Below are 23286 nucleotides of genomic sequence, written 5' to 3'. Positions count from 1 at the left end.
GATGCCGTACCTCAAGTGGGTTGTAACAGCTGTCATCGCCGCCGCGGCGCAGCTTGCCGCGGCCCAGGGCCAGACGACGGCCAACGTGACGCACGAGCCGGGCAAGGCAACCGTCGCCGGTATGCACAAGGTGACGGCGACGATTACGAAGATCGACGCCGATACCCGCACCGTCACGCTCAAGCGCCACGACGGCAAGCTGGTCGAAGCCGAGCTGGGACCGGAAGTCAGAAACTTCGATCAACTAAAGGTTGGCGATGTCGTGACGATGACCTATAAGGAATCCCTCACGCTGAGCCTGAAGAAGGGAGGCGGCGGCGAGACCTCGGTACAGGAAACGCCGCAGGTCGAGCGCGCGGCTGCCGGCGAGAAGCCCGGCGGCATGGTGGGGCGCGAGGTGAAGGTCACGGCAAATGTCGTGGCGGTCGACACCAAAACAAAAACGGTCACGCTGATGGGACCCGAAGGGGGGACGATGGACTTGCGGGTCGAAGATCCCCAGCAACTCGCAGGCGTGCAGGTCGGCGATCAGGTCGAGGCAGTGTATACGGAAGCGTTCGCCGTATCCGTCAAGCCTGCGTTACACAAGTAGCCGCGCATGGGGCAGCCGCTTGCGCTCAGGATGCCGGTCGGCCCTCACGGCGGCGCCCGTCCGGCTGTCCTCACCGGTAACCGAACGCTTAGTCAAATGAACAACGTGACACGATCCGTGGCCGTCGTCGACGACGAGGAGTCGGTCGGGCGAGCGATCCAGCGCCTGTTGAAGTCGGTCGGCATCGACTCCGACGTGTACACCAGCGGCGAGGCCTTTCTCGACGCGCTGGCGGCCGCGGCGCCTCGCGCGCCGGCCTGCGTGGTCCTCGATATCCAGATGCCCGGCATCAACGGTATCGAGGTGCAGCGCCGGTTGGGCGGAACCGGCATCCAGTGCATCGTGATTACGGCGCACGACGATGCGCGCGTGCGCGAGCAGGCGCAGGCCGCCGGCGCGGTTGCGTACCTGCGCAAGCCGTTCGACGACTCCGCGCTCATCGGCGCGGTTCATGCGGTGCTTGGCGTGGCTCCGCCAGGCTGACGCCCCGCATGCCGAATCGGTACAGCGACGATGAATCGACCACGCCAGGACCGGATCCGGGAAGGCCCCGCGATGAAGCGCGCGGAGCTTCTTGTTTGCCACGACTGCGATCTCATGCAGCGCGGCGCGTCTTGCCCGCCGGGTGGCACGCTGCGCTGCCTGCGCTGCAACGCCGAACTGGAGCGGGATCTTCCGGAAAGCCTTAGCCGTGCGCTCGCGCTTGCGTTGGGCGCACTCGTGCTGTTTGTCATTTCCAATCTGTATCCGATCGTCGGACTCTCGGTGAACGGCAATCTCGTGCGCACGACGCTGTGGCATGCCGTCGGGATTCTCTATCTCGACGGCATGTGGCCCATCGCGGCGCTGGTGTTCGCCACGACGATCCTCATGCCGGGTATGCAGATCGTTTGCCTGCTCGCCCTCCTCGTGCCGCTCGCGATCGACCGCGCGCCCTGGCAGGCGCCGCTCCTGTTTCGCGCGATGTACATCGCTCGGCCATGGGGAATGACCGAGGTGCTGATACTCGGCCTGCTGGTCGCGCTCGTGAAGCTGTCCCATATCGCAACGGTCGTGACGGGCGTTGCATTGTGGTCGTTCGGCGCGTTGATGCTGGTGCTCGCGGGCGCGAGCGCGGCGTTCGACGTGCGCCAGTTCTGGTTGCGCGTGGCGCGGGCGACGCAGCCCGCCAGCGCGCTCAACGCGCCATACGTGCCCAACGTGAGAACGGGCGTTGCGCCTGGCGAGGTACCCGGAGCGCGAGGCGAGCACGCTGCAGTCCCACTCACGGGCGCCGCGTGCGGCATCGCGCGTTGCCACGCGTGCGGGCTGCTCGCGCGCATGCCGGCGGCCGCGCATGCGGCGGCGTGTCCGCGCTGCGGCAGCGCGCTGCACATGCGCAAGGTCGCGAGTCTCTCGCGCACCTGGGCGCTTCTGGTCGCGGCGATGGTGCTGTACGTGCCCGCGAACGTGCTGCCCGTCATGGACACGAGTTCGCTGTTCGGCACGCAGAAGGACACGATCATGAGCGGCGTGGTGTATCTGTGGGTGTCGGGTTCCTGGCCGCTTGCGCTGCTCGTGTTTATTGCCAGCATCGCCGTGCCCATGCTGAAGATTCTCGGGCTGTCGTATCTGACGTGGTCCACGCAGCGCCGCTGGACCTGGCTGCCCGAGCAACGCACGCGCATCTACCGGCTGATCGAGCTGGTCGGACGCTGGTCGATGCTCGACATCTACGTGATCACGATGCTCGTCGCGCTGGTGCAGTTCAACGCGCTCGCCACGATCAAGGCGGGCCCGGCCGCGATCGCATTCGGCGCCGTCGTGATCCTCACGATGTTCGCCGCGAACATGTTCGACCCGCGTCTCATCTGGGACGCGATGGAGCGGGAAAATGGCAGCGCCCGGTGACGGCGATTCCTTGCCGGACCTGCCCGAGGCGAAGCCGGTGCGCGGCTCGCGCTGGCGCATGCAGATCGTATGGCTCGTGCCGATCGTCGCGGTGCTCATTGGCGGCTGGCTCGCCGCCAAGGCAGTCATCGAGGAGGGACCGACCATCACGGTCAGCTTCAAGACCGGCGACGGCCTCGAGGCCGGCAAAACGAAGATCAAATACAGGGACGTCGATATCGGCGTGGTGAAGGCGGTCACGCTCTCGCCCGATCACAAGCGTGTGATCGCGACCGGCGAGCTCGTGAAAGACGCGGCGAGCATGCTCGTCGACAACACGCGCTTCTGGGTCGTGCGCCCGCGCATTTCGGGCGGCACCGTTTCGGGCCTGAGCACGCTGCTCTCGGGTTCGTATGTGGGCATGGACGAGGGCAACTCCGGCAAGACGCGCCACGACTTCGTGGGACTCGAAGTGCCGCCTGTCATCCCGGGCGATGTTCCGGGGCGAGAGTTCGTGCTGCACAGCGTGAGCATGGGCTCGCTCGATGTCGGCTCGCCGGTGTTTTTCCGCCGTCTTCAGGTCGGGCAGATCGCTTCCTATGAAATGGACCCGAACGGCAAGGGCGTGACGTTGCGCGTGTTCGTGAACGCGCCCTACGACAGGTTCGTGCGCAGCGACACGCGTTTCTGGCATGCGAGCGGACTCGACGTCTCGCTAAGCCCGGACGGCGTGCAGATCAACACGCAGTCGGTGGTGTCGCTGCTCATTGGCGGCGTGGCGTTCGAAACGCCCGACGCCGATGCCGGCGGTGAAGCGCCGGAGGCCGACGCCAACTCGAAGTTCGAGCTTTACGCCACGCACGCCGACTCGATGAAGGAGCACTATCGCATTGTCGACACCTACGTCGTGACCTTCTACGATTCGGTACGCGGGCTGACCGTGGGTGCGCCCGTCGATTTCCGCGGCGTCGTGATCGGCGAGGTCACACGTATCTACACGCGTTTCGACCCGGTCAGGAAACAGTTCAGCATTCCTGTTGAAATCAATCTGTATCCGGAGCGCTTTACGTCTCGCTTCGAGAATGGCCACCCGACCGGCCGCCTCACCGACCAACCGCGCCAGCTTGCCGAGTTCCTGATTGCCAGCGGCTTCCGGTTCCAGCTGCGCTCGGGTAATCTGCTCACGGGACAGCTCTACGTCGCCTTCGACACCTTCCCGGATGCACCGAAGGCGAAGATCGACTGGTCGAGGACGCCGCCCGAGATGCCGACGGTGCCGCGCACGTTGCAGTCGCTGCAGGATTCGCTCACGCGGCTGCTCGCCAAACTCAACGGCATTCCTTTCGAGGCGATCGGCGCGAATGCGCAGCGCACGCTGCAAAGCGCGAACGACGTGATGGCGAAGCTTGGCACCGACGTCGTGCCGCAGGCGCACGACACGCTCTCGGCGGCGCAATCGACGCTCAACTCGGCTACCGACGCCTTGCAGCCCGACTCGCAGCTCCAGCAGAACACGAGCGACGCCATGCGTGAACTGGCCCGCACCGCCGCCTCCGTGCGCATGCTCACGGATTATCTCGAGCGCCATCCCGAGGCCGTGGTGCAGGGCAAACCAGGAGGCAAGCAGTGAACCGCCGCAACCTGACCGCGTCTCGCGCTCTCGCCGCTGCGCTGGCGTGCCTGGCCGGCTGCTCCTCGCCGTCGCCCACGTTTTATGCGCTGCGCGCCGACCTGGCGAACACGGTGGCGTCAAACACATCGCCCGCCGTGCCAACGGGCGCTGCTGCGCTCGATGTCATCGTCGGTCCCGTGACCGTGCCCGACATGGTGGACCGCCCGCAAATCGTGACGCGCAATCCGGACAACACGATCCAGATGAACGAGTTCGCGCGCTGGGCCACGCCGCTCAAGCTGGACGTCGGGCGTGTCGTTGCCGCGGACCTTGCGCAGCGGCTCGGTACGGCGCACGTCTCGACGTTCGATGGCGCGGCCATCCCGCCGGTCTGGCGCGTTCGCGTGGATATCACACGCATTGACAGCGTACTGGGAGACTCGGTGACGATCGATGCTCAATGGGTCGTTCGCCCGCCGGGCCACCAGGCGCTGACGCTCGGGCACACGGTGGCGCACGAGCAGGTGACGAGTCAGGACTACGGCGCGCTCGTCGACGCGCACGATCGCGCACTCGCCACCATCAGCGCGGACATTGCCGCCGCGATTCGCGCGGATCACCCAACAGTTGGCAGTGCGACGGAGTGAGTACGCCACGCGGGATCTCATGAAGACGTTGCATTGTGCATCGCTCGCACTGTCCATTGCGCTGGCGCTGATGGGCCACGATGCATCGGGCAGTGTGCCGCGTAACGAGGACACGCCGGCGGGACTCTTCGCGGTGCTCGATTACGTTGTTGCGCCCGCCGAGCCGACCTCCGCGCAAAGCGCGGCGGCGTTGCGCGAGGCCGGTGTGGAGCAGGAGACGATCAAGGCGCGCATCGTCGAAGCCTGGTTCTACCGGCTGCGTGCGGACCCGGCCGTAGCGGTCGCCATGCCCGGCGGGGCGGCGGGCCTCGAAGCGCGGCTGCGCGACGACGCGGCGCGCGAGCGCCTGATCCGCGGCGGCATTGTGCGTCTGACGCCGCAAGACCGGTTGGCGTACTTCACGCTGCTCGCGAAATACATGGGCCGCGCGGCGCGCGGCAATTGCCGGGGCATGGCGAGCGTGCAGGACATCGACCAAAGCATGTCGATCGGCAGCATGAGCGATGCCGACACGGCCGAATACTTCTCGTTGCTGTATCGCGTGGTGATCCGTTCCGTGCTCGCCGCGCCGGTCAGGTTGCCCACACCCGGGGCGTACGAGCAGGCGTTGCGGCATCTGGACGATGCGGTCAACGCCGCGCTCGCTGGCGATCCGCAAGCCGTGGCGCGGCTCGAGCGCGTCACGAACGGCGGGCCGGGCGCCACGATGGCCGACATCTGCTGGGCGAGCGCGGTGCTCATGCGCTCGACGGCGGCGATGAGCGGACCCGACCGCGACGCGCTACTGCTCTACATGCTCGGCGAAGAGGCGCCGGCGCGAGCGAGCGCCCCCGAACCTGCGCACGCGCCTTGACCGCGGCGCTGCGTCGAGGTTGGGCCGATGCCGGGTGTCACGGCGAAGCCTTCGACCAGCCCGGGCCCGGATCGAAGGACGTCATCGCTTCGGCCTTCGCCGCGCCATCCGGGCCGAGGTCGCGCTCGTAGACCTGGCCGTCATGGCTCACCATGAATGTCTTGATACCCGTGTCGCCGTACCGCACCGGCCAGGCAACGACGCCAAAGCCGCCGAACAGCTTGTTGTCGACCAGGTAGTTATACGCGCCGCCTGGCGCGTGCGGACCCTGGGAGGTCAGCAGCTTGTAGTGGTAGCCGTAGTAACCGGCGTTTTCGGCATTGCGCGCGCCGGCCTTGAGGAATGCGACGCCTAGCGGGCTCGGCGTGGCGTCGGGGCCGGTCGGCCAGTACAGGCCGTCCTGCTTGCCGGGCGAACTCGCGAGCTTGCTGGCGTAGACCAGCATGTTGCTGCCGTCGTGATAGGTCTGCGCATATTCGCGTTGCGCGTCGTAGACCGCGAGCATCGTCTGCATCACGGCAAGCTCGTTTCGGCCAATGCGGCGCACGCGCATCTCCTCGACGCCGGCATGCGTGTCGAAGTGCCAGCCCTGGGCGGTCTTGACGAGCGGGATCGGCAAGGTCCAGCCGTCGTCGCCAACGGCGATCATCGCATGATTTGCATCGGTATCCTGAATGGTGTGCGAAGTCCGCCATTCACTGAGGAATTTGTCGCGGATCTCCGCGCCAACCGGCGGTATGAGCCGGCGGAAATCTGCACCGAGGAGCGTGCGCAGTTCCGCTTCGTCGTTGCCGGCCACGGCGTCGCCGAACGCGGCCATCGCCGCGTCGGGTGTAGCGAAGGTGTTTTGGCCGGCGGCCGCGCAAGGCCGCGGTGCGTACGCGAGGAGTGCGATGGCAATCGCCGCTGCGAGCGCTGTCGATGCAGCGGGACGGAGAAACTCATGTCTGCTCATGGCCGTTCTCCTTAGCGTCTGCCGCCGCCACGACCGCCGCCACCGCCGCGCATCCCGCCGCCGCCGCTCGGACGATTGAACCCTGAAGACTGCATGCTGGAGCGGCCGCGGCTCGCGTCGCGCTGAGTGGCGCCGCCGCTGCCCACACCCTGGAAGGCGCCGTCACGGCCGCCGCTATAGCCCCCGCCGCCGCCAAACCCGGCGCCTGCCCCGGTGCTCACGCGATTGCTCGCGCCGGCGTTGTTGCCCATGCCGCCGCGATTGCCTCCGGCACCGTTGGCACCGCTATTGCCGATGTTCGGGCGATTGCCGCCGGCGCCGTTATCGCCGAGATTTCCGCGATTGCCGCCGGTGCCGTTATTGCCGAGGTTCCCGCGATTTCCACCCGCCCCGTTGTCGGCGAAGTTTGCGCGATTGCCGACACTCGCGTTATTGCCTGCGCCCCCGCGATTGCCCTGATTCCCGCGGTTGCCACTGCCCAGGCCCTCGCCGCCTGCGCCGCCGCCGCGGTTGCCGGCGCGGTCAGCCACGCTGGCGCCGTTCTGGCCGTTCTGACCGCTGCGGCCGCGATAGTCGCGGCGGCCGTCTGCGCCTGCCACGTTGTTGCCGAACTTCTCGCGCGTAGCATTGTCACGGTAGGCAACGCCCTGGCGGTGGCTCGAATCGTGCTGCCACTTGCCTCCCTGGACTTTCGTGCTGTCGAAGTTGCGATTGACGTTTCGCGCCTTGTCCACGTTGATGTTGACGTCGCCGCCGCCCCAGTTGCAGTTGCTGAAGATCGCGCCCGCGGCGGCGAGCCCGACGCCCCAAGCGAAGCCGGTCATCAGCGCGCCGCCGGGATAGTAAGCGGGATAGGGCGGCCAGGCGTACGGCGGGTAGGCGGGGTAGCTCCATGCGCCATAAACGACCGTGGGGTTGTACGCGGGCACGTAGATCACCTCGGGGTTGGCCGGCTCGATCTTCACGATGGTCTGGCCGCCTTGCGCGGGCGGCTGTTCGACCACGACCTTCTGCTGCTCGTTGCTCTTCAGGTTGCCCGAGTCCTGTGCGCGCGCCCGCAGGCGCTGCACGGCGGCGAGCACATCTTTTTCTTGCGCGAGGAATGCGTCGCCGAGCTTCTGGGTCCAGTCGAGCTTGTCGTTCATCGGTTCGAGCGCCTGTGGGAACGCAACGAGCGATTTCACGCTCGTGTCCCACGGCTGGTCCTGTACGGCCTTGACGGCTTCGTCGCCCTTCAGCTTCGGGTGCTCCTTGACCCAGCGCGCCGCGTGCACGATTTCGAGCGGGTAAGTCGATGCCATCAGGACTTGCGCCAGCACCGAATCGGGATAGAGCGCAATGGGTGCGACGAGCGCCTCCAGTTCCTCGGGTTTGTATGGGGCCGGCTGCGGCGCGTCTTGCGCGCGCACCGCTTGAGCGCCTGCCAGGAGCAATGCGAGCACGAGCAGGCAGAGCGTGTACGTGCGTTGTTTGATCCATAAGGTCATGGCCGATCCTTCCATTCGTTTGCTCAACCGGACTGCGGGACGGATAGCGACAACGTGAAGGGGCGAGCGCGTGCGCGCATTCCTGTTCGAGTATGGCGAGGCGCAGAGCCCCACGGGTATAGTCCGGTAAGCCGCTCTGGGCTGGCAATCGGACCAGAGTCCTATTGACACCGCAACGGCGGCGCAACGATGCTATTCACTCGTCGAGGCTGGCAGTGCCGATACCTGGAGGTCCAGAATGAAAATGCGTTTTGCTGCGCCGTGTGCATTGGCGCTCCTGCTTTGCGCGCCCGTTTTCATGTCTGAAGTATTTGCACAAGCGGGAACGATGGGTACGAAGCAGATGCGGGACGTGCAGCGCAAAGCGGAACACAAGGCCCGCTCGAACCAGTCCCAGCAGCATGGTCAGCAAAATGCGACGCAGCCGCATGCGGCGAGTGCAGCAATGCCGGCTTCGGCGCCTTGATCGGCAACAAAGCCGTACGAGCGCGTCACGCGCTGAAGCTGTGACGGATCCGCCACGGCCATTCAACGCGGTTCCCGTTCGAAATAATGGCTGCGGTTATTTCATAAAAAACAGAATCGACAATTCGCACGACAAATAACGGAATCGCTATTCGTTTTGAATGAAGTTGATTTCGCGAGCCATTTATCTAAATCCAGGAAAACGTTCGCAAATGTTCCCGTAAAATAGTCAGTGTATATAGGCCGGTGCAAGCGCTTTCATGACCCGGAGCGCTTGCGTGGCGCTGTATGCGGAAAAACTTATCGAAAATCATTGCGCGCGGGATGAATCATCGGCAATTTCTTTCATATAATAAACGCGGTGAAAGTGCACCGTAACATGGTTCCGCAATCATGATCCCATCCGTTCTTTTCTTCAATGACTGATTCATTCTCCGCAACTGCCGGAGCGTTTTTCGAAAATCAAAAGTAGGCGGTAGTCGGTATTGGGGGCGCAGCCTGCCCCAAAAACGGCCGGAATTCGGGTGCTCGTCAAATCCGTTCTGCTTCGGCGCCGAAGCGTTTGAAACGTTTCGCAAACCGGAGCGGGGCAGCGTAGTCGGAGGACACCGTGATCAGGGCAGACATGGGGAACGAAAAACTAAAACTGGGCAGATCGCGAGCCGAACACGCAGCGGCCGGTCTGCTGGCGTGGCTCGACAGGATCAAGCCACGCAGTGTCCCGAACGGGAAGGCATGGGCCGCGCGCAAATCCGGCCACGTATCGGCGCAGGCTACGCAAGCTATTGCGCAAAGCCTGCACAGCGTCCTCGAAGTCGTGTCCGCGGCGGCGCTGGTGATCGACGAAGCAGGCAAGGTCGCATGGGCCAATGGCATGGCCACCCGCGTGCTCGGCTACGCCTTGGGCGAATTGATCGGTATGCGTATTGAAGACGTACTCGTCGCCTGGCGAAGAGACGCGCGTCCCGTGTCGTTTGGCGCACTGAAGTCCGCGCAAGGACTGCCCCATAGCGTGACGCGCGTGGCCATCGCCCGCTCGAAGAACGGCGCCGATATCGACGTGCATGTGAGCGCTTCGGCGTCGCTCGCGGCCGGACCCGCGGCGCGCATGGTGGTCGTCATCGAACCGGAAAGTCACGACACAATGCTCGCGGAACTCAGCAACGAACCGCGCCGGCTGCGTCGGGAACGGGCATCCGAAGTGGGCGACATGGCCGCCGCGCTCGCGCACGAAGTCGACCAGCCGCTCACGGCCATTCTCAGCAACGCGCAGGCGGCGCAGCGGTTTCTCGCGCAGAGCCCGCCGGCCATGAGCGACCTGCGGGAACTGCTTGGCGAGGTCGTGTCCGATAGCACGCGCGCTCACGCGATCATCCGCAAGATGCGTCAGTCGGCGCGCTGCGAGCCGCCCGAGTTGTGCCCGGTCGACGTAGGCAGCCTCGTGCGCGACGTGGTACGCCTGCTGCGCCGCGAGACGGAAACCTGCGGCGCGGCGGTGGGCGCGCGAATCGAGGACGGGCTGCCGCAAGTGCGCGGCGATGCGGTTCAGCTGCAGCAGGTGCTCGTCAATCTGCTGTTGAACGCACTCGATGCGGTGCACGACTGCCGTGTGCAAGACCGCAGGGTGTGCATCGTCGTCACGGCGAGCGAGGATCGCGCCAGGGTGCGCCTCGCCATCCGCGATCATGGTCCGGGTGTCGATGCCGACCGGCTCGTCACGCTGTTCAAGCCCTTCATGACCTCCAAGCCGCAAGGTCTGGGTCTTGGCCTCTCCATCAGCCGCACCATCGTCATGGCGCACGGCGGCCAGCTCTGGGCCGAGCGCAACGCCGATAGCGGACTCACGTTCCATATCGAACTTCCCGCTCAGGGCGCGTGCGTGCAAACGACTACGCGTTTTTCACCATGAACTCGCCAACTCCCATCGTGTTCGTCGTGGACGACGACGAGCACGTTCGCAACGCACTCTGCCGCTTGCTGCGTTCCGGCGGCTACACGGCACAGGCGTACGGCAGCGCCAGCGCCTTTCTGCACGGCGCGGACCTGACCGGCGCGCCGGCGTGTCTGCTGCTCGACCTCCAGTTGCCCGACTTGAGCGGCATTGAATTGCAGCAGCGGCTCGAGGGCAGCGTGCCGATCGTCTTCGTTTCGGGCCATGGCGACATGAATACGGCGGTGCGGGCGATGAAGGCCGGCGCATCGGATTTCCTGACGAAGCCGATCGACGCGCAGGTGCTATTCGAAGCCACGGCGCGCGCGCTCGAACGCGCCTGCCACCTGTACGAACAACGCGAGCAGCGCGCGGAGATCCAGCGCCGGGTGGAAAAGCTCACGCCGCGCGAGCGCGAGGTCATGGCGCTCGTGGTGACGGGTCGGCCGAACAAGCTCGTGGCCGACGAACTGGGCGCGGCGGAGAAAACGATCAAGATTCACCGCGCGCGCGTCATGGAGAAGATGAAAGCGAACTCGCTTGCCGATCTGGTGCGGCTCATGACCACGTTCGATGCCGACGCGCCCGAGTCGCACCCGCTTGCGCATACAGGCTGAGGGACCAAGGGACCAAGGGACCGAGGGGCAGGGCGCGCGCGGTCGTTCCGTCATTTCAAATGGCTATTGCGCCAGTCGCGCGGCGTCATGCCGAAACGCGCGCTGAACCAGTTCGTGAACGAGCCCTGCTGGGCGTAGCCGAGCAGGTCGGAGACGCGTCCGATGGGATAGCGCGGGTTGCTCATGTAGCGCACGGCAAGTTCGCCCCGCACTTCCTCCACGAGCCGCGTGAAGCTCGTATTGGCGGCCCCGAGCTGGCGCTGCATGGTGCGCACGCTCAGCCGCAGATGCGCGGCCACCCCTTCGACGCTGGCCTGCTCGAGCGGCAGCAGCAGGTAGATCGCCTTGCGCACCTCGAGCGCCGTGGAATCGACGCCAGTCGCGTTGAGCGATTCGGCGAGGCTCTCCGCGTAGCGCACCAGTTCCGGGTCGGCGGCGGGGTTCGGGTAGTCGAGATCGGCGGCCGTGCACACGATGCCGTTGAAGTCGCTGCCGAATTCCAGCGGACAGCCGAAAAAACGCCGATGGAACGTGAGGCTGGGCGGCGCGCGGTGAACGAAGTGCACCGCGCGCGGTTTCCAGTGCTCGCCCAGCAGCGCGCCGGAATGGCGCGCGAGCACGCCCACCGCGAGTTCGATGGCCTGGTTCGTGGGAATGCCCGGCTCGACCACCAGTTCCTCGCGGATGGTGACCGTCGCGCCCGCGTCCTCGACATACACGGCAAGCGCCTCGTTGAGCAGGTGCCGGTATTCGGCGGTCGCGAGCAGCACTTCACGCAGCGTGCGCTTGTGCGCGAGCAGAATGTTGACCACGCCGCTGCCGAACTTGTGCCGGACCTCGGCCATCTGGAGCGCGAAAGTCGGGCACGACGCCTTTTCGGCCGAGCGCTCCAGCAGCACGCAGGCCGCGGCGACGGGAATGCGGTCATCGGGATTCGCGAGCGCCGCGGCGTCGATTCCCACCTCGCGTGCAAGCTCGACCGGGTTAAGCCCTACGCGCTTTGCGATGTCGAAATACCCGCTCATCGACACCGAACTCGCGGTTGTCTCCATTGTCGTGTCTCCTCCTTGCTGCGGCCGCGTTGCGCCTCGTCAGCCGTAGAACATGGGCTTGCGCTTATGTCGGTGTTAACGCCTGGTGGCGCGAAAAGCTAAAACGATGGCGCGCGATCAGAAAAGTGTAGCGCAGGATTGCCGTATCGTGCATCTCAACGGATCAGCCAGGTTCCGAGCGGTATTTCAGGCGCTGGGTCACGTTGCCAAACGTTGAGATACCGTCCCTCATATTGGAGAACACGATGCAATTCCTCGACGATTCGCTGCACCCCGAGAACCAGGACAAGGTTGTGATTACCACCGCGCCGTATGGCCCGGAATGGATGCCCGAAGACTTCCCGGAAGACATTCCGGTGACGATGGAAGAACAGGTCCAGAAGGCCGTGGACTGCTACAACGCGGGCGCGACGGTGCTGCACCTGCACGTGCGCGAACTCGACGGCAAGGGCTCCAAGCGCCTCTCGAAGTTCAACGAGCTGATCGCAGGCGTGCGCGCGGCGGTGCCCGACATGATCATCCAGGTGGGCGGCTCGATCTCGTTCGCGCCGGAAGACGATGGCCAGGCTGCCAGGTGGCTCTCCGACGACACGCGCCACATGCTGGCTGACCTCGAGCCGAAGCCGGACCAGGTGACCGTGGCGATCAACACCACGCAGATGAACATCATGGAGCTGCTTTATCCGGAATACCTGGAGGGCACGTCGCTGTCGCACCCGGCGCTCATGGCCGCGTACAGCGAAATGACGGTGCCGGCCGGTCCGGCATGGGTGGAGGAGCATCTGCGCCGCCTGCAGGCTTCGGGCATTCAGCCGCACTTCCAGCTCACGGGCATCCACGCGCTCGAAACGCTCGAGCGCCTCGTGCGCAAGGGCGCGTACAAGGGCCCGCTGAACCTCACGTGGATCGGCATTGGCGGCGGCTTCGACGGCCCGAACCCGTTCAACTTCTTCAACTTCGTGCATCGCGCGCCGGATGGCTGCACGGTCACGGCGGAATCGCTGCTCAAGAACGTGCTGCCGTTCAACATGATGGCGATGTCGATGGGTCTGCATCCGCGCTGCGGCATCGAAGATACGATCATCGACCAGCACGGCAAGCGCTTCACGTCCGTGCAGCAGATCGAGCAGTGCGTGCGCGTGGCGCGCGAACTGGGCCGTGAAATTGCCACGGGCAAGGAAGCGCGCGAGATTTACCGCATTGGCGTGCAGTACGAGACGGTCGACGAAACGCTCGCGGCCAACGGCATGGCGCCGAACCGCGTGGCCGGCGTGAAGAACCTGCCGCTGCGCGCGGCGTAATCGTAGTGGGGCCCGCGCCGCGAGCGCGGGCCTGCAAACAGGTGTCCGGCGCTTGCCTTGTGGCCGCCGGCAGACCTGAGAGAACAACGGAACCCGACGAAGAGCGGGACACCACGGAGATAACCCATGCTCACGCATGCCGAGCCCACCGCGGGCGAATTGACGACGACAAAGACGAGCGTGCCTGCTTACGCGTGGGTGGTGTTCGCCTTGACGGTCGGGCTGCTGCTTTCGGACTACATGTCGCGGCAGGTCCTGAATGCGGTTTTTCCGCTGCTCAAGACCACATGGAACCTGACGGACACGCAGCTCGGCTCGCTGAGCAGCGTGGTCGCGCTGATGGTGGGCGTGCTCACGTTTCCGCTTTCGGTGCTCGCCGACCGCTGGGGACGCGTGAAGAGCATCGTCCTGATGGCAGCGCTGTGGAGCATCGCCACGCTCGGCTGCGCGCTCTCGACGAACTACGGCGAAATGCTGCTGGCGCGCGCCTTCGTCGGCATCGGCGAAGCGGCTTATGGCAGCGTGGGTATTGCCGTTGTCCTGAGTATTTTTCCGGTACGGCTGCGCTCCACGATTACGGGCGCGTTCATGGCGGGCGGCGCGTTCGGCTCGGTGCTGGGCATGGCGCTGGGCGGTGCAGTGGCGGCGCAGCTCGGCTGGCGCGCGGCCTTTGGCGCGATGGCGGCCATGGGGATTGTGCTGGTCGTGATCTATCGCATCGTCGTCACGGAAAAGCGCCTTGCCCCGCTGCAGCCGGCAGGCGTGAGCCGCGAAGCGAATGGCCTTGGAATGCGCATGAGCTTGCGCGCGCTGCTCAAGGGTCTGTTTTCCACGCGCTCCGTGGTGTGCGCGTATGTGGGCAGCGGCGTGCATCTGCTCGTGCCGGCGGCCGTGTGGAGCTGGCTGCCGAGCTTTCTGAACCGCTACTACGGCATGGCGACCGGCAAAGCGGCTGCGACCGCCGCGCTGTTCGTGCTGGTGACGGGCGTTGGCATGGTGGTGTGCGGCAACTTCGCGGACCGCATCAGCAAGGATAACGGCGCGCGCAAATGGAGCATTGCCATTGCGTACTGCCTGATCTGCTTCACGCTGCTCACGGTGGGCTTGCGCATACCGGCGGGCCCGGCACAGCTGGTTCTGATCGGCGCGGCCATGTTCTTCTGCGCAGGCGCAGCGGGTCCCTCGGGCGCGATGGTGGCGAATCTCACGCCGCCGTCGATCCACGCTTCGGCGTTCGCCACGCTCACGCTGGCGAACAACCTGCTCGGCCTTGCGCCCGCCGCGGTGCTCACGGGCATGGCCGCCGACCACATCGGCCTGCTGGGCGCGCTGCAGCTCGTACCGTTTGCGCCGCTCGTCGCGGCAGCGGTTTTCCTGATCGGCAAGCGCAACTATGCCGTCGATCTGGATCGTGTGAACGCACTGCGCGAAGAAGCCGGCGGCCACGCACAACGATGAAATTGAACAGGCAGTTCGAGTCAGCTTGACTGAGTTCGAGTCAATGCGTTCGAGTAAAGGATAGGAGATTGAACATGGCGAAAGCAGTACGCTTGCACGAAACCGGCGGTCCCGAAGTCTTGCGCTACGAGAGCGTTGAAGTGGGCGAGCCCGGCCCCGGACAGGTCCGCCTGCGTCATGAGGCAGTGGGCCTGAATTTCGCGGATACCTACTTCCGCTCAGGCCTCTACCCCGTGCCGCTGCCTGCCGGCATGGGCGTGGAAGCCGCGGGCGTGGTCGAGGCCGTGGGCCCCGAAGTGAGCAACGTCGCGGTGGGCGACCGCGTGACCTACACCGGCTTCATCAACACGCTCGGCGCGTACAGCACCGAACGCCTGATTCCGGCGGCTGCGCTCATCAAGCTGCCCGACGCGATTGCGTGCGAAACGGCGGCCGGCATGACCATGCGAGGCCTCACGTCGGCGTACCTCATGCGCCGCATTCACGACTTCAAGGCCGGCGACACGATCCTGCTGCATGCAGCGGCAGGCGGTGTCGGTCTGATCGTCTCGCAGTGGGCGAAGCTGCTCGGCCTCACGGTGATCGGCACGGTGTCGAACGAGGCGAAGGGCGAAGTGGCGCGCGCGCATGGCTGCGACCACATCGTCTACTACAGCCGCGAAGATGTTGCGAAACGCGTGCGCGAACTGACGAACGGCGTGGGCGTGAACGTGGTGTTCGACAGCGTGGGCAAGGATACTTTCGAGGCGTCGCTCGACTCGCTCAAGCGGCGCGGCCTGATGGTTTGCGTCGGCACGGCTTCCGGTCCGATTCCGCCGTTCAATCCGCAGGTCCTCGCGATGAAGGGCTCGCTCTATCTCACGCGCCCGGCGCTGGCGGACTATATCGCCGACCCCGCGGAGAAGAACGAGCTTGCCGCCGAGCTGTTCGGCCACGTTGCGGCGGGCCGCATCAAGATCGAACTGAACCAGCGTTACGCGCTGGAAGACGCGGTGCAGGCGCATCGCGACCTCGAAGCACGCAAGACGACGGGCTCGTCGGTCTTCGTCATCTGAGGAATGCAGCATGAAAGTCGAACAACTGACCTATGCCATCGGCGCGGAACTGACCGGCGTGAATCTCGCCGATGCCGTTTACGACGACGGGCTCTTCGCCGGGATTCGCGCGGCGCTGCTCGAGCACCGCGTGCTGTTCCTGCGCGATCAGAACATCACGCGCACCGAGCACGTGGCATTTGCGCGCCGCTTCGGCGAACTGGAGGACCATCCGGTTGCGGGCAGCGACCCCGACCATCCGGGCCTCGTGCGCATCTACAAGAACCCGGACCAGCCCAACGACCGCTACGAGAACGCCTGGCACGCTGACGCTACGTGGCGCGAGGCGCCGCAGTTCGGCGCGGTGCTGCGCTGCGTGGAGTGCCCGCCCGTGGGCGGCGACACGATGTGGGCGAACATGGTGCTCGCCTACGAGAAGCTGCCCGAACACGTGAAGGCGCAGATCGCCGGCCTGTATGCGCGCCACAGCATCGAGGCGAGCTTCGGCGCGGCCATGCCGATCGAGAAGCGCCATGCCTTGAAGGCGCAGTTTCCCGACGCGGAACATCCGGTGGTGCGCACGCATCCGGAGACCGGCGAGAAGGTGCTGTTCGTGAGCGCATTCACGACGCACTTCACGAACTATCACACACCCGAGCGCGTGCGCTTCGGGCAGGATGCCAACCCGGGTGCGGGCGACCTGCTGCGTTATCTCGTGAGCCAGGCCTATATTCCGGAGTACCAGGTACGCTGGCGCTGGAAGCCGAACAGCATCGCGATCTGGGACAACCGCAGCACCCAGCACTATGCGGTGATGGACTACCCGCCGTGCCACCGCAAGATGGAACGCGCCGGCATTATCGGCGACAAGCCGTACTGAAGCGCGCGGGAGACCATAAAAAATGACGCTGAAGACCACACCGACCGTCCTGATGGTCCCGGGGTTGCGCGACCACGTGGCGCAGCACTGGCAAACGCTGCTGCAGCAAAAGCTGCCCAACGCGGCTTCGGTGCCGCCGCTCGAGCACGACAAGCTCAGCTGCGCGGCGCGCGTGGCCGCGCTCGACGCGGCGCTCGCGCAGATCGACGGTCCCGTCATTCTCGTCGCGCACAGCGCGGGCGTGATGATCACGGTGCACTGGGCGCAGCGGCACAGCCGCAAGATTCATGGCGCGCTGCTCGCCGCGCCGGCCGACCTCGAAACGCCGCTGCCGCCCGGTTATCCGGCATTCGAAGCCTTGGCCGGGAACGGTTGGCACCCGATTCCGCGCAAGCCGCTGCCGTTCCCGAGCATCGTGGGCGCAAGCCGCAACGACCCGCTCGCGCGCTTCGAGCGCGTGGAGGCCATGGCGAAGGACTGGGGCAGCAGCCTCGTCGACCTGGGCGAAGTCGGTCACCTGAATCCCGCAGCGGGTTTTGGCGAATGGCCCATGGCGGAGATGTTGATTCATGAACTTGTCTGATCAAAAGTGGGCGGCGCAGGCGAGTCGCGACGCGGGCGAGCCGCCCGTCCTGACGATCGAAGCCTTCTTCGATTTCATCTGCCCGTGGTGCCTGATCGGCAAGCGCAATCTGGACGCAGCGCTCGCGCGTTTCGCGCTGTCGCGGCCCGACGTGCGCGTGCGTGTGCAGTGGCGCTCGCACCAGCTGCTGCCGTGGACGCCCCTCGAAGGCATGCCGTATCACGTGTTCTATCGCGACCGCCTGGGCAGTGCCGAAGCGGTGGCCGCACGGCGTGCGCAGGTGCAGCGCGCGGGGCGCGACGCGGGTGTGGAGTTCGCGTTCGAGCGCATCGAGGTGCTGCCGAACACCGCCGCCGCGCACGACCTCGTCACGTTTGCCGTCAGCCGCGGCGCGCGCGAACAGAGCGCGGCGCTGATCGACCGCGTGCTCAAGGCCTACTTCATGGAAGGCCAGAACATCGGCGATTACGCGGTGCTCGAACGCCTGGGTCTCGAATGCGGCCTCGAGCGCGAAAGCCTGGCAGCGCACATTGCCGCATCGAAGCGCCTCGCGGACACGACGGGTCAGCGCACGCCCTACGCCGACCCGCAGGTGAACGGCGTGCCGTATTTCGTGTTCAACACGGGTTATTCGCTCTCGGGCGTCTATTCACCGGTGGCGATGGCCGGCACGATGGCGCTGGCGATCGCTCACTGAGGCAAGCTGAAGGAAATCGGAGGGGGAACGGGAATGACACGTGAAGTGCCCGTCGGCATGGCCGACGAACTTGCGCCGGGCCAGCGCAAGCTGGTTTTCGTCGATGGTCGCAGCATCGTTCTGTTCAATATCGAAGGACAGCTGCACGCGATCGACAATGCGTGCCCCCACAACGGCGCCTCGCTCGCGAGCGGCCCGCTTGAAGGATGCATGGTGCGCTGCCCGGCGCATGGACTGCGCTTCGACGTGCGCAGCGGCTGTATGCCCGGCACGGCCGGACTGAAGCTCACGACGTTTCCTGTGCGGGCCGTGGAAGGCAAGCTGCTGGTGAGCGTGATGGAAACGCCGGCTTCCCGCCGGGCATAACCGTGCGGCGCCCCGTTCGCTATCGTATACGTAAACGGGTCACTTAGGATAACAAACCTTTCAGGTCACACCAAAAGGCGCCGGGACCGCCGGACAGCCACACACACGGAGAGAGACAATGAAATTGAAGTTCGGCAGCCTGGCAGCGCTGGCCCTGTTCGCCAGCGTGGCCCATGCGCAATCGTCGGTCACGCTTTATGGCGTCGTCGACAGCGGCGTGTTGTATCAGAGCACCTCGGCCGCCAATTTTTCCGGCACTGCGAAGAATCTCGGGAGCACCTGGCAGCTCAAGGACGGCGGTATCTACTCCAGCATCTGGGGCTTGAAGGGTACCGAGGACATTGGCGGCGGGTACAAGATCAACTTCAAGCTTCAGGGGTCGTTCACGTCCAATAACGGCAAGACGGGTCTGTCCGACACGCCGGGCGTGACCGCGGTTTTCAACCAGTTTGCGACCATCGGCGGATCGGGCTGGTTCGGTTCGATCGACGCGGGCCGGCAGATCATTCCGATGATCTATGCGATGTCGGACACGGACGTTCGCGGCGCGCAGTATTTCGGCAGTATCCTGACAGCGTGGCTGGGCCTCAATCAGGCGGCCGGCTGGCCCGGCACCAGCACGAACGCGCCGATCGGCGCGCTCTATGACAGCAACGCCATCGTCTATAACTCGCCCAAGTTCTACGGTGCGTCGCTCGCGCTGGAGTACGCGCCGGGCGGCACGCCGGGGCAGTTCCAGGGCGGCACGCGCGAGTCGGCCGTGCTCAAGTATTCGAATTACGGCCTGAACCTGGCTGGCGTGTACTACAGCGGGCACGACACCAACCCGTTCCCGGGCAACTATCCGACGGCACCGGCCGCGCCGGCGACGGGCCGCAACAACAACAACTTCTATTACGTCGGCGCGATGTACACGATCAGCGGATTCTCGATATCCGGCTCGTTCAGCTCGGCGAACTCGTCCAGCTTGTTGAGCAAAGCAACGTATAACTTCGAAATGATTTCGGCTGGCCTGGGTTACCAGTTCAGTCCGGCATTCAAGGTGACTTCGGGCTACTACTATTTGAAGGACCGCAACAACACGGCGAATCATTCGAGCGAAGTCGCCGTAGGCGCCGAATACAACCTTTCGAAGGCGACCAGGACCTACGCCCAGGTCGGCTACGTCAGCAACAAGGGGACCATGAACCAGACGATTATCTACGGTGCGCCGGTCGCGCCGGGCCGGTCGACGACGGCGGCCATGGTCGGTATTCGTCACACGTTCTGATCCTCCCACTATCGAGAAGAAACGGAGCACATTTCATGAAGAAAACCACGGTAGTTGGCCTGGCGATCGCGACGCTGGCGGCTTGCATGAGCGCATGGGCGCAGCCCCAGAGCGACGCGCTCGCGCCTGCCGGCGCCCAGGCTGCCACGGGGGCCGCGGCGCCGACGGGCAGGCAGGCGGATCGCGCGCTGCGTCGCAAGGTGTATTCGGCCATCGGCAAGGATAAGTCGATCAACGCGGGCAACATCAGCGTGCGCGCGAAGTCCGGCGCGGTGACGCTCACCGGTACGGTTGCCGACCCAGCACAGGCTGGTAAAGTCGAAGAGATTGCGAAGGGCGTTCCCGGTGTGACGTCGGTGACGAACAAGCTGACGGTGCAGAAGTCTTTGGGCGGCATGTAAGCCGCCACAAGAGGCGTGGAGCGCGGTGCTGCCGGGCGTCCCCGGTTGCGCCGGGCTTCGCCCAGCAGCACGGAGGTGGAATCCAGTCGACCTCTTGCTGTTGCTCCGGATGACGAATCACCATCCGGAGCGTCGATCGGGCTCGTGTGCAGGCGCGAGTCTTGAGGCGCGAGTTCGACGTTAGAGTCGGAGCGTTTTATCGCCGTTTCGCGGATGCGGAACGGCGATTTTTTTATGCAGCCGCCGCCCGCGCCACCATCACCAGGCCCACCGCAATCGCCGCCGCGCCAATCCCGCGTGCGACTCTTGCGCCACCCGGCACCCACCTCTCCGCGGCAATCGCCACCGCGACCAGAGCCATCGCAGGCCGATCCATCACACCGGCGGCGAGCAGTGCCGCCATCAAATTCGCGCAGCAGCACAGGCAATGCTGGCCGAGCTTCAAGCCGTGACGCAGCGCCGCTTGCACATCGAGCCGCGCATGCCCGCACGACGGCACGTTCCCGCAGCACGCCAGCCACCGCGCTTTCCACGCGGAGAACTGCAGCACACCCGCGATCACGACGACGACACCCGCCACGGCTGGCGCGGAATGGGCCAACTCAGGTGCCTCGACCGCCAGCGCGGCAAGTTGTGCCCCCGCCGCGAACACGAGCACCCCAGCCACGAGCCACACGAAGAAGTAGCCCGCCCCGGCCATCGCAGTCATCCCACCCGCATGCGCCGCGCGCGCTTCGCTCACCGCCTCGAAATAGCGCCACAAAGCCGGCGCGACCGCGGGCAACATCATCGCGACCATCATTGCATTCCACATGCCGGCAAACGATACGGCGGCGTCGAACCAGGTGTGTCCACACAGGGGCGTCCAGAGCGCGGACATCGTCCAGCCGCCCGGCATAGGCGTGCCGCCCATCGCCTGCATCGAAGCGCACCAGACGACCGTTGCCGCCGCGCTCGCCGCGAAGACCAGCGCCGCGACGCCGAAGAAAATCGCACGCGGCGCCCCGCTGTGCCGCCGTACCGTCATGCCGACGTTATCCATGATGCGCCTCAGTTTTCCGCGTACTCGTCGTGCCGGTGCCACCAGATGCCGGCCTCGTTGCGTCCCTTCGGCGCACGGTCGAGCCATTGGTACATGCCCCACACGCCGTCCAGGCCGCGCGCGTAGGTCGAGTACGTGTGATAGACCACGCCGTCCTCGAGCACGAATGCACTGAGGCCCGGACGGTCGCGCGTATAGGTCGCCGCGTCGGTGCCGCAGCTCGCCGCGAACTCGGCAACGGGCGCGGGCGGCGGATTCATGTCCATGGCGTGGCCGCTGCGCGCGTAGTTGTATTCGATGTCGCCCGCGCGCTGCTGCGCGGTGGTGAACGAGACGTTGAAATCGAAGTTGAAGTCGTTGCCGCTCGACGAGGCCCACGGAAAATGCCATCCCATGCGCTTGCGGTAGCCCAGCAGCTTCGCGAGCGGCGCGCGCGACACGGCCATGAGCCGCACGTCGTGATTCGCGAGATGCACGGCGATGCCGTCGAAGCCATCCGCAATCGAGGAACACGACGGGCAGCCCGCCGCGTAGTCCGGCCCGAACATGAAGTGATAGACCAGCAGTTGCGAGCGGCCCTTGAAGAGATCGGCGAGTGTGGCGCCGCCGTCTTCGGTCTCGAAACGATAGATTTTGTCGACACGCACCCATGGCAACGCCTGGCGTTGCTGCGCCAGCGCGTCGCCGCGCCGTGTGTGCTCCTTTTCGGCTGCGAGCAGTTCGATACGCGCTGCAAGCCAGTCTTCGCGTGTTCCGGTGGTATGGGTTGCCATTGCCTGGTCCTCCTATGGATTCGCTTTGATGGCGGCGTGCTGTGGGCACCGCCGCACCGTTCGATCGATGATTCGTTCGATCGCCGTGTTAGATTAGGTCCGGACCCGGAAGGAGGGGGAGTGACAAGTGTGGCGGGATTCCCATGACCATGGATTCGCTGTTCACGGCGGCGGCGCGCGCGCTCGCGGCCGGTGATCCGCTCGGCGCGCTGAACCGGGTCGCGTTGCGCGGCGACGCGCCCGCGCTCGCGCTGCGCGGCATCGCCATGGCGCAGCTCGGCGACTTCGCGCGCGCCAAAGCGCTGCTGCGCAGCGCGGCCCGCGGCTTCGGCTCGCGCGAGGCCGTGGCGCGCGCGCGCTGTGTCGTCGCCGAGGCCGAAATCGCGCTCGCCTCGCGCGATCTCGGCTGGCCGACCGACACGCTCGCTGCGGCGCGTCAAACGCTCGAAGCCCATGGCGACCGCCTCAATGCCGCGCATGCGCGCTACCTGGAAATTCGCCGCTTGCTGCTCGTCGGCCGGCTCGACGAAGCCGGGGGCATGCTTGCCGAAGCCGATCCCGCGCCGCTGCCGCCCGCATTGCGCGCGGCCCACGAGCTGATCGCCGCCGGCATTGCCATGCGGCGCATTCAAACGCAGGCGGCGCGTCGCTCGCTCTCCGAGGCCGCGCGCGCCGCACATGAGGCGGGCATCGCAGCGCTGAGCGCCGAGATCGAAAGCGCCGCGCTGCTGTTGACCTCGCCGGCGGCGCGCCTCATCGCGCGCGGTGAAGCGCGCGTGTTGCTGCTGGAAGACGTCGAGGCGCTGCTCGCCTCGAAGGCGCTCATCGTGGACGCGTGCCGCTACGTCGTGCGCGAGGGCGCGACCGTCATCGAACTTGCACGGCGCCCCGTGCTGTTCGTGCTCGCCCGCGCGCTCGCGCAGGCGTGGCCCGCCGACGTGCCGCGCGACGCGCTCATCGCCAGCGCCTTTCGCACGAAGCACGCCGACGAAACGCATCGCGCCCGCCTGCGCGTGGAAATCGGCCGCTTGCGTACGCTGTTGCGCGACGTCGCCGATATCGGCGCAACCCAGCAGGGTTTTGCGCTGTCGCCGCGCAAGGCGAGCGAGGTGGTGGTGCTGGCGCGGCCTGTGGAGGAAAAGCACGCTGCCGTGCTGGCTTTTCTCGCCGATGGCGAATCGTGGTCCAGTTCGGCGCTGGCGCTCGCGCTCGGCGCGAGCCAGCGCACCGTGCAGCGTGCGCTCGATTCGCTCGCCGCGGCGGACAAGGTGCAGTCGTTCGGCTACGGGCGCGCGCGCCGCTGGACCACGCCGCCCGTCCCCGGATTCGCGACGACCTTGTTACTCCCCGCGCCGCTGCCGGGCGATTAGGATGAGCGCCTGTCCCTGCATCGAAGGAGGAA

The 23286-nt window shown here is 65.8% G+C and carries 23 protein-coding genes; 18 read left to right on the top strand and 5 right to left on the bottom strand.

The window, feature by feature from the left end:
• Nucleotide 1 precedes the first annotated feature (1 nt).
• The 6 genes from BHE01S_RS29435 (at nucleotide 2) to BHE01S_RS29410 (ending at nucleotide 5573) form a co-directional block, all read left to right on the top strand.
• A complete protein-coding gene (locus tag BHE01S_RS29435) occupies nucleotides 2-592 on the top strand; it encodes a DUF1344 domain-containing protein (RefSeq protein ID WP_042270194.1) in 591 nt (196 codons plus the stop codon).
• Between the two features lie 96 nt (nucleotides 593-688).
• Complete coding sequence (locus BHE01S_RS29430; protein WP_042270192.1) at nucleotides 689-1075, top strand: response regulator transcription factor; 387 nt, start codon at nucleotides 689-691, stop codon at nucleotides 1073-1075.
• A gap of 72 nt (nucleotides 1076-1147) precedes the next feature.
• Nucleotides 1148-2482: a paraquat-inducible protein A gene (locus BHE01S_RS29425; RefSeq protein ID WP_042270190.1), complete on the top strand. Its 1335-nt coding sequence runs from the start codon at nucleotides 1148-1150 to the stop codon at nucleotides 2480-2482.
• Complete coding sequence (locus tag BHE01S_RS29420; protein WP_042270188.1) at nucleotides 2466-4091, top strand: PqiB family protein; 1626 nt, start codon at nucleotides 2466-2468, stop codon at nucleotides 4089-4091. The genes BHE01S_RS29425 and BHE01S_RS29420 overlap by 17 nt, the downstream gene beginning before the upstream one ends.
• The gene (locus BHE01S_RS29415) at nucleotides 4088-4720 is read left to right on the top strand and encodes a PqiC family protein (protein ID WP_245639893.1); all 633 of its coding nucleotides are present in this window, start codon (nucleotides 4088-4090) and stop codon (nucleotides 4718-4720) included. The genes BHE01S_RS29420 and BHE01S_RS29415 overlap by 4 nt, the downstream gene beginning before the upstream one ends.
• A gap of 19 nt (nucleotides 4721-4739) precedes the next feature.
• The gene (locus BHE01S_RS29410) at nucleotides 4740-5573 is read left to right on the top strand and encodes a hypothetical protein (RefSeq protein ID WP_042270186.1); all 834 of its coding nucleotides are present in this window, start codon (nucleotides 4740-4742) and stop codon (nucleotides 5571-5573) included.
• Between the two features lie 37 nt (nucleotides 5574-5610).
• Here the strand turns inward: BHE01S_RS29410 and BHE01S_RS29405 are convergent, their stop codons facing one another.
• Both BHE01S_RS29405 and BHE01S_RS29400 read right to left on the bottom strand, forming a co-directional pair.
• On the bottom strand, nucleotides 5611-6528 hold the full coding sequence (locus tag BHE01S_RS29405) for a DUF2950 domain-containing protein (protein WP_042270185.1): 918 nt from the start codon (nucleotides 6526-6528) through the stop codon (nucleotides 5611-5613).
• 11 nt (nucleotides 6529-6539) lie between these two features.
• Nucleotides 6540-8015: a DUF3300 domain-containing protein gene (locus BHE01S_RS29400; RefSeq protein WP_042270262.1), complete on the bottom strand. Its 1476-nt coding sequence runs from the start codon at nucleotides 8013-8015 to the stop codon at nucleotides 6540-6542.
• A gap of 1075 nt (nucleotides 8016-9090) precedes the next feature.
• Between BHE01S_RS29400 and BHE01S_RS29395 the strand changes: the two genes are divergently transcribed.
• Both BHE01S_RS29395 and BHE01S_RS29390 read left to right on the top strand, forming a co-directional pair.
• Entirely contained in the window at nucleotides 9091-10389 is a 1299-nt protein-coding gene (locus tag BHE01S_RS29395; RefSeq protein WP_157025712.1) for a sensor histidine kinase, read from the top strand.
• Nucleotides 10386-11027 carry a response regulator transcription factor gene (locus BHE01S_RS29390; protein ID WP_042270183.1) on the top strand — a complete coding sequence of 214 codons (642 nt, stop codon included), beginning with the start codon at nucleotides 10386-10388 and terminating at the stop codon, nucleotides 11025-11027. Before BHE01S_RS29395 ends, BHE01S_RS29390 begins: the two co-directional genes overlap by 4 nt.
• A 50-nt stretch (nucleotides 11028-11077) precedes the next feature.
• On the opposite strand, the gene BHE01S_RS29385 is transcribed toward BHE01S_RS29390, so the two are convergent.
• A complete protein-coding gene (locus BHE01S_RS29385) occupies nucleotides 11078-12079 on the bottom strand; it encodes an AraC family transcriptional regulator (protein ID WP_042270180.1) in 1002 nt (333 codons plus the stop codon).
• Between the two features lie 245 nt (nucleotides 12080-12324).
• Between BHE01S_RS29385 and BHE01S_RS29380 the strand changes: the two genes are divergently transcribed.
• The 9 genes from BHE01S_RS29380 (at nucleotide 12325) to BHE01S_RS29340 (ending at nucleotide 20069) form a co-directional block, all read left to right on the top strand.
• Nucleotides 12325-13380: a BKACE family enzyme gene (locus BHE01S_RS29380; RefSeq protein WP_042270258.1), complete on the top strand. Its 1056-nt coding sequence runs from the start codon at nucleotides 12325-12327 to the stop codon at nucleotides 13378-13380.
• Nucleotides 13381-13506: 126 nt separating this feature from the next.
• Complete coding sequence (locus BHE01S_RS29375; protein ID WP_042270178.1) at nucleotides 13507-14838, top strand: MFS transporter; 1332 nt, start codon at nucleotides 13507-13509, stop codon at nucleotides 14836-14838.
• Between the two features lie 74 nt (nucleotides 14839-14912).
• Complete coding sequence (locus tag BHE01S_RS29370) at nucleotides 14913-15893, top strand: quinone oxidoreductase family protein (protein ID WP_042270176.1); 981 nt, start codon at nucleotides 14913-14915, stop codon at nucleotides 15891-15893.
• Nucleotides 15894-15903: 10 nt separating this feature from the next.
• Nucleotides 15904-16752: a TauD/TfdA dioxygenase family protein gene (locus tag BHE01S_RS29365; protein ID WP_042270174.1), complete on the top strand. Its 849-nt coding sequence runs from the start codon at nucleotides 15904-15906 to the stop codon at nucleotides 16750-16752.
• A 22-nt stretch (nucleotides 16753-16774) separates the two neighbouring features.
• Nucleotides 16775-17335 carry an RBBP9/YdeN family alpha/beta hydrolase gene (locus BHE01S_RS29360; RefSeq protein ID WP_042270172.1) on the top strand — a complete coding sequence of 187 codons (561 nt, stop codon included), beginning with the start codon at nucleotides 16775-16777 and terminating at the stop codon, nucleotides 17333-17335.
• A complete protein-coding gene (locus BHE01S_RS29355; protein ID WP_052406179.1) occupies nucleotides 17322-18032 on the top strand; it encodes a DsbA family oxidoreductase in 711 nt (236 codons plus the stop codon). Before BHE01S_RS29360 ends, BHE01S_RS29355 begins: the two co-directional genes overlap by 14 nt.
• A 33-nt stretch (nucleotides 18033-18065) precedes the next feature.
• The gene (locus BHE01S_RS29350; RefSeq protein WP_042270170.1) at nucleotides 18066-18398 is read left to right on the top strand and encodes a Rieske (2Fe-2S) protein; all 333 of its coding nucleotides are present in this window, start codon (nucleotides 18066-18068) and stop codon (nucleotides 18396-18398) included.
• A 118-nt stretch (nucleotides 18399-18516) separates the two neighbouring features.
• The gene (locus BHE01S_RS29345; protein ID WP_042270168.1) at nucleotides 18517-19668 is read left to right on the top strand and encodes a porin; all 1152 of its coding nucleotides are present in this window, start codon (nucleotides 18517-18519) and stop codon (nucleotides 19666-19668) included.
• 35 nt (nucleotides 19669-19703) lie between these two features.
• Nucleotides 19704-20069, top strand: coding sequence for a BON domain-containing protein (locus tag BHE01S_RS29340; RefSeq protein WP_042270166.1), 366 nt, complete (start codon nucleotides 19704-19706; stop codon nucleotides 20067-20069).
• 232 nt (nucleotides 20070-20301) lie between these two features.
• Here BHE01S_RS29340 and BHE01S_RS29335 read toward each other — a convergent pair whose 3' ends face one another.
• Nucleotides 20302-21111 carry a DUF2182 domain-containing protein gene (locus BHE01S_RS29335; protein ID WP_042270163.1) on the bottom strand — a complete coding sequence of 270 codons (810 nt, stop codon included), beginning with the start codon at nucleotides 21109-21111 and terminating at the stop codon, nucleotides 20302-20304.
• 8 nt (nucleotides 21112-21119) lie between these two features.
• Entirely contained in the window at nucleotides 21120-21884 is a 765-nt protein-coding gene (locus tag BHE01S_RS29330; RefSeq protein WP_042270161.1) for a DUF899 domain-containing protein, read from the bottom strand.
• A 149-nt stretch (nucleotides 21885-22033) separates the two neighbouring features.
• Here BHE01S_RS29330 and BHE01S_RS29325 point away from each other — a divergent pair, with 149 nt between their 5' ends.
• Nucleotides 22034-23254: a hypothetical protein gene (locus BHE01S_RS29325; protein ID WP_042270254.1), complete on the top strand. Its 1221-nt coding sequence runs from the start codon at nucleotides 22034-22036 to the stop codon at nucleotides 23252-23254.
• Nucleotides 23255-23286 lie beyond the last annotated feature (32 nt).

This window comes from Paraburkholderia heleia NBRC 101817 (genome assembly GCF_000739775.1).
Taxonomy (GTDB): domain Bacteria; phylum Pseudomonadota; class Gammaproteobacteria; order Burkholderiales; family Burkholderiaceae; genus Paraburkholderia; species Paraburkholderia heleia.
This window is presented reverse-complemented; position numbering and strand designations above follow the sequence as displayed.

Excerpts from the sequence above, each read along its gene's own strand:
- BHE01S_RS29435 (WP_042270194.1), top strand. The coding sequence starts at position 2 with ATGCCGTACCTCAAGTGGGTTGTAACAGCTGTCATCGCCGCCGCGGCG.
- BHE01S_RS29430 (WP_042270192.1), top strand. The coding sequence starts at position 689 with ATGAACAACGTGACACGATCCGTGGCCGTCGTCGACGACGAGGAGTCG.
- BHE01S_RS29425 (WP_042270190.1), top strand. The coding sequence starts at position 1,148 with ATGAAGCGCGCGGAGCTTCTTGTTTGCCACGACTGCGATCTCATGCAG.
- BHE01S_RS29420 (WP_042270188.1), top strand. The coding sequence starts at position 2,466 with ATGGCAGCGCCCGGTGACGGCGATTCCTTGCCGGACCTGCCCGAGGCG.
- BHE01S_RS29410 (WP_042270186.1), top strand. The coding sequence starts at position 4,740 with ATGAAGACGTTGCATTGTGCATCGCTCGCACTGTCCATTGCGCTGGCG.
- BHE01S_RS29405 (WP_042270185.1), bottom strand. The coding sequence starts at position 6,528 with ATGAGCAGACATGAGTTTCTCCGTCCCGCTGCATCGACAGCGCTCGCA.
- BHE01S_RS29400 (WP_042270262.1), bottom strand. The coding sequence starts at position 8,015 with ATGACCTTATGGATCAAACAACGCACGTACACGCTCTGCCTGCTCGTG.
- BHE01S_RS29390 (WP_042270183.1), top strand. The coding sequence starts at position 10,386 with ATGAACTCGCCAACTCCCATCGTGTTCGTCGTGGACGACGACGAGCAC.
- BHE01S_RS29385 (WP_042270180.1), bottom strand. The coding sequence starts at position 12,079 with ATGGAGACAACCGCGAGTTCGGTGTCGATGAGCGGGTATTTCGACATC.
- BHE01S_RS29380 (WP_042270258.1), top strand. The coding sequence starts at position 12,325 with ATGCAATTCCTCGACGATTCGCTGCACCCCGAGAACCAGGACAAGGTT.
- BHE01S_RS29375 (WP_042270178.1), top strand. The coding sequence starts at position 13,507 with ATGCTCACGCATGCCGAGCCCACCGCGGGCGAATTGACGACGACAAAG.
- BHE01S_RS29370 (WP_042270176.1), top strand. The coding sequence starts at position 14,913 with ATGGCGAAAGCAGTACGCTTGCACGAAACCGGCGGTCCCGAAGTCTTG.
- BHE01S_RS29365 (WP_042270174.1), top strand. The coding sequence starts at position 15,904 with ATGAAAGTCGAACAACTGACCTATGCCATCGGCGCGGAACTGACCGGC.
- BHE01S_RS29360 (WP_042270172.1), top strand. The coding sequence starts at position 16,775 with ATGACGCTGAAGACCACACCGACCGTCCTGATGGTCCCGGGGTTGCGC.
- BHE01S_RS29355 (WP_052406179.1), top strand. The coding sequence starts at position 17,322 with ATGAACTTGTCTGATCAAAAGTGGGCGGCGCAGGCGAGTCGCGACGCG.
- BHE01S_RS29350 (WP_042270170.1), top strand. The coding sequence starts at position 18,066 with ATGACACGTGAAGTGCCCGTCGGCATGGCCGACGAACTTGCGCCGGGC.
- BHE01S_RS29345 (WP_042270168.1), top strand. The coding sequence starts at position 18,517 with ATGAAATTGAAGTTCGGCAGCCTGGCAGCGCTGGCCCTGTTCGCCAGC.
- BHE01S_RS29340 (WP_042270166.1), top strand. The coding sequence starts at position 19,704 with ATGAAGAAAACCACGGTAGTTGGCCTGGCGATCGCGACGCTGGCGGCT.
- BHE01S_RS29335 (WP_042270163.1), bottom strand. The coding sequence starts at position 21,111 with ATGGATAACGTCGGCATGACGGTACGGCGGCACAGCGGGGCGCCGCGT.
- BHE01S_RS29330 (WP_042270161.1), bottom strand. The coding sequence starts at position 21,884 with ATGGCAACCCATACCACCGGAACACGCGAAGACTGGCTTGCAGCGCGT.
- BHE01S_RS29325 (WP_042270254.1), top strand. The coding sequence starts at position 22,034 with ATGGATTCGCTGTTCACGGCGGCGGCGCGCGCGCTCGCGGCCGGTGAT.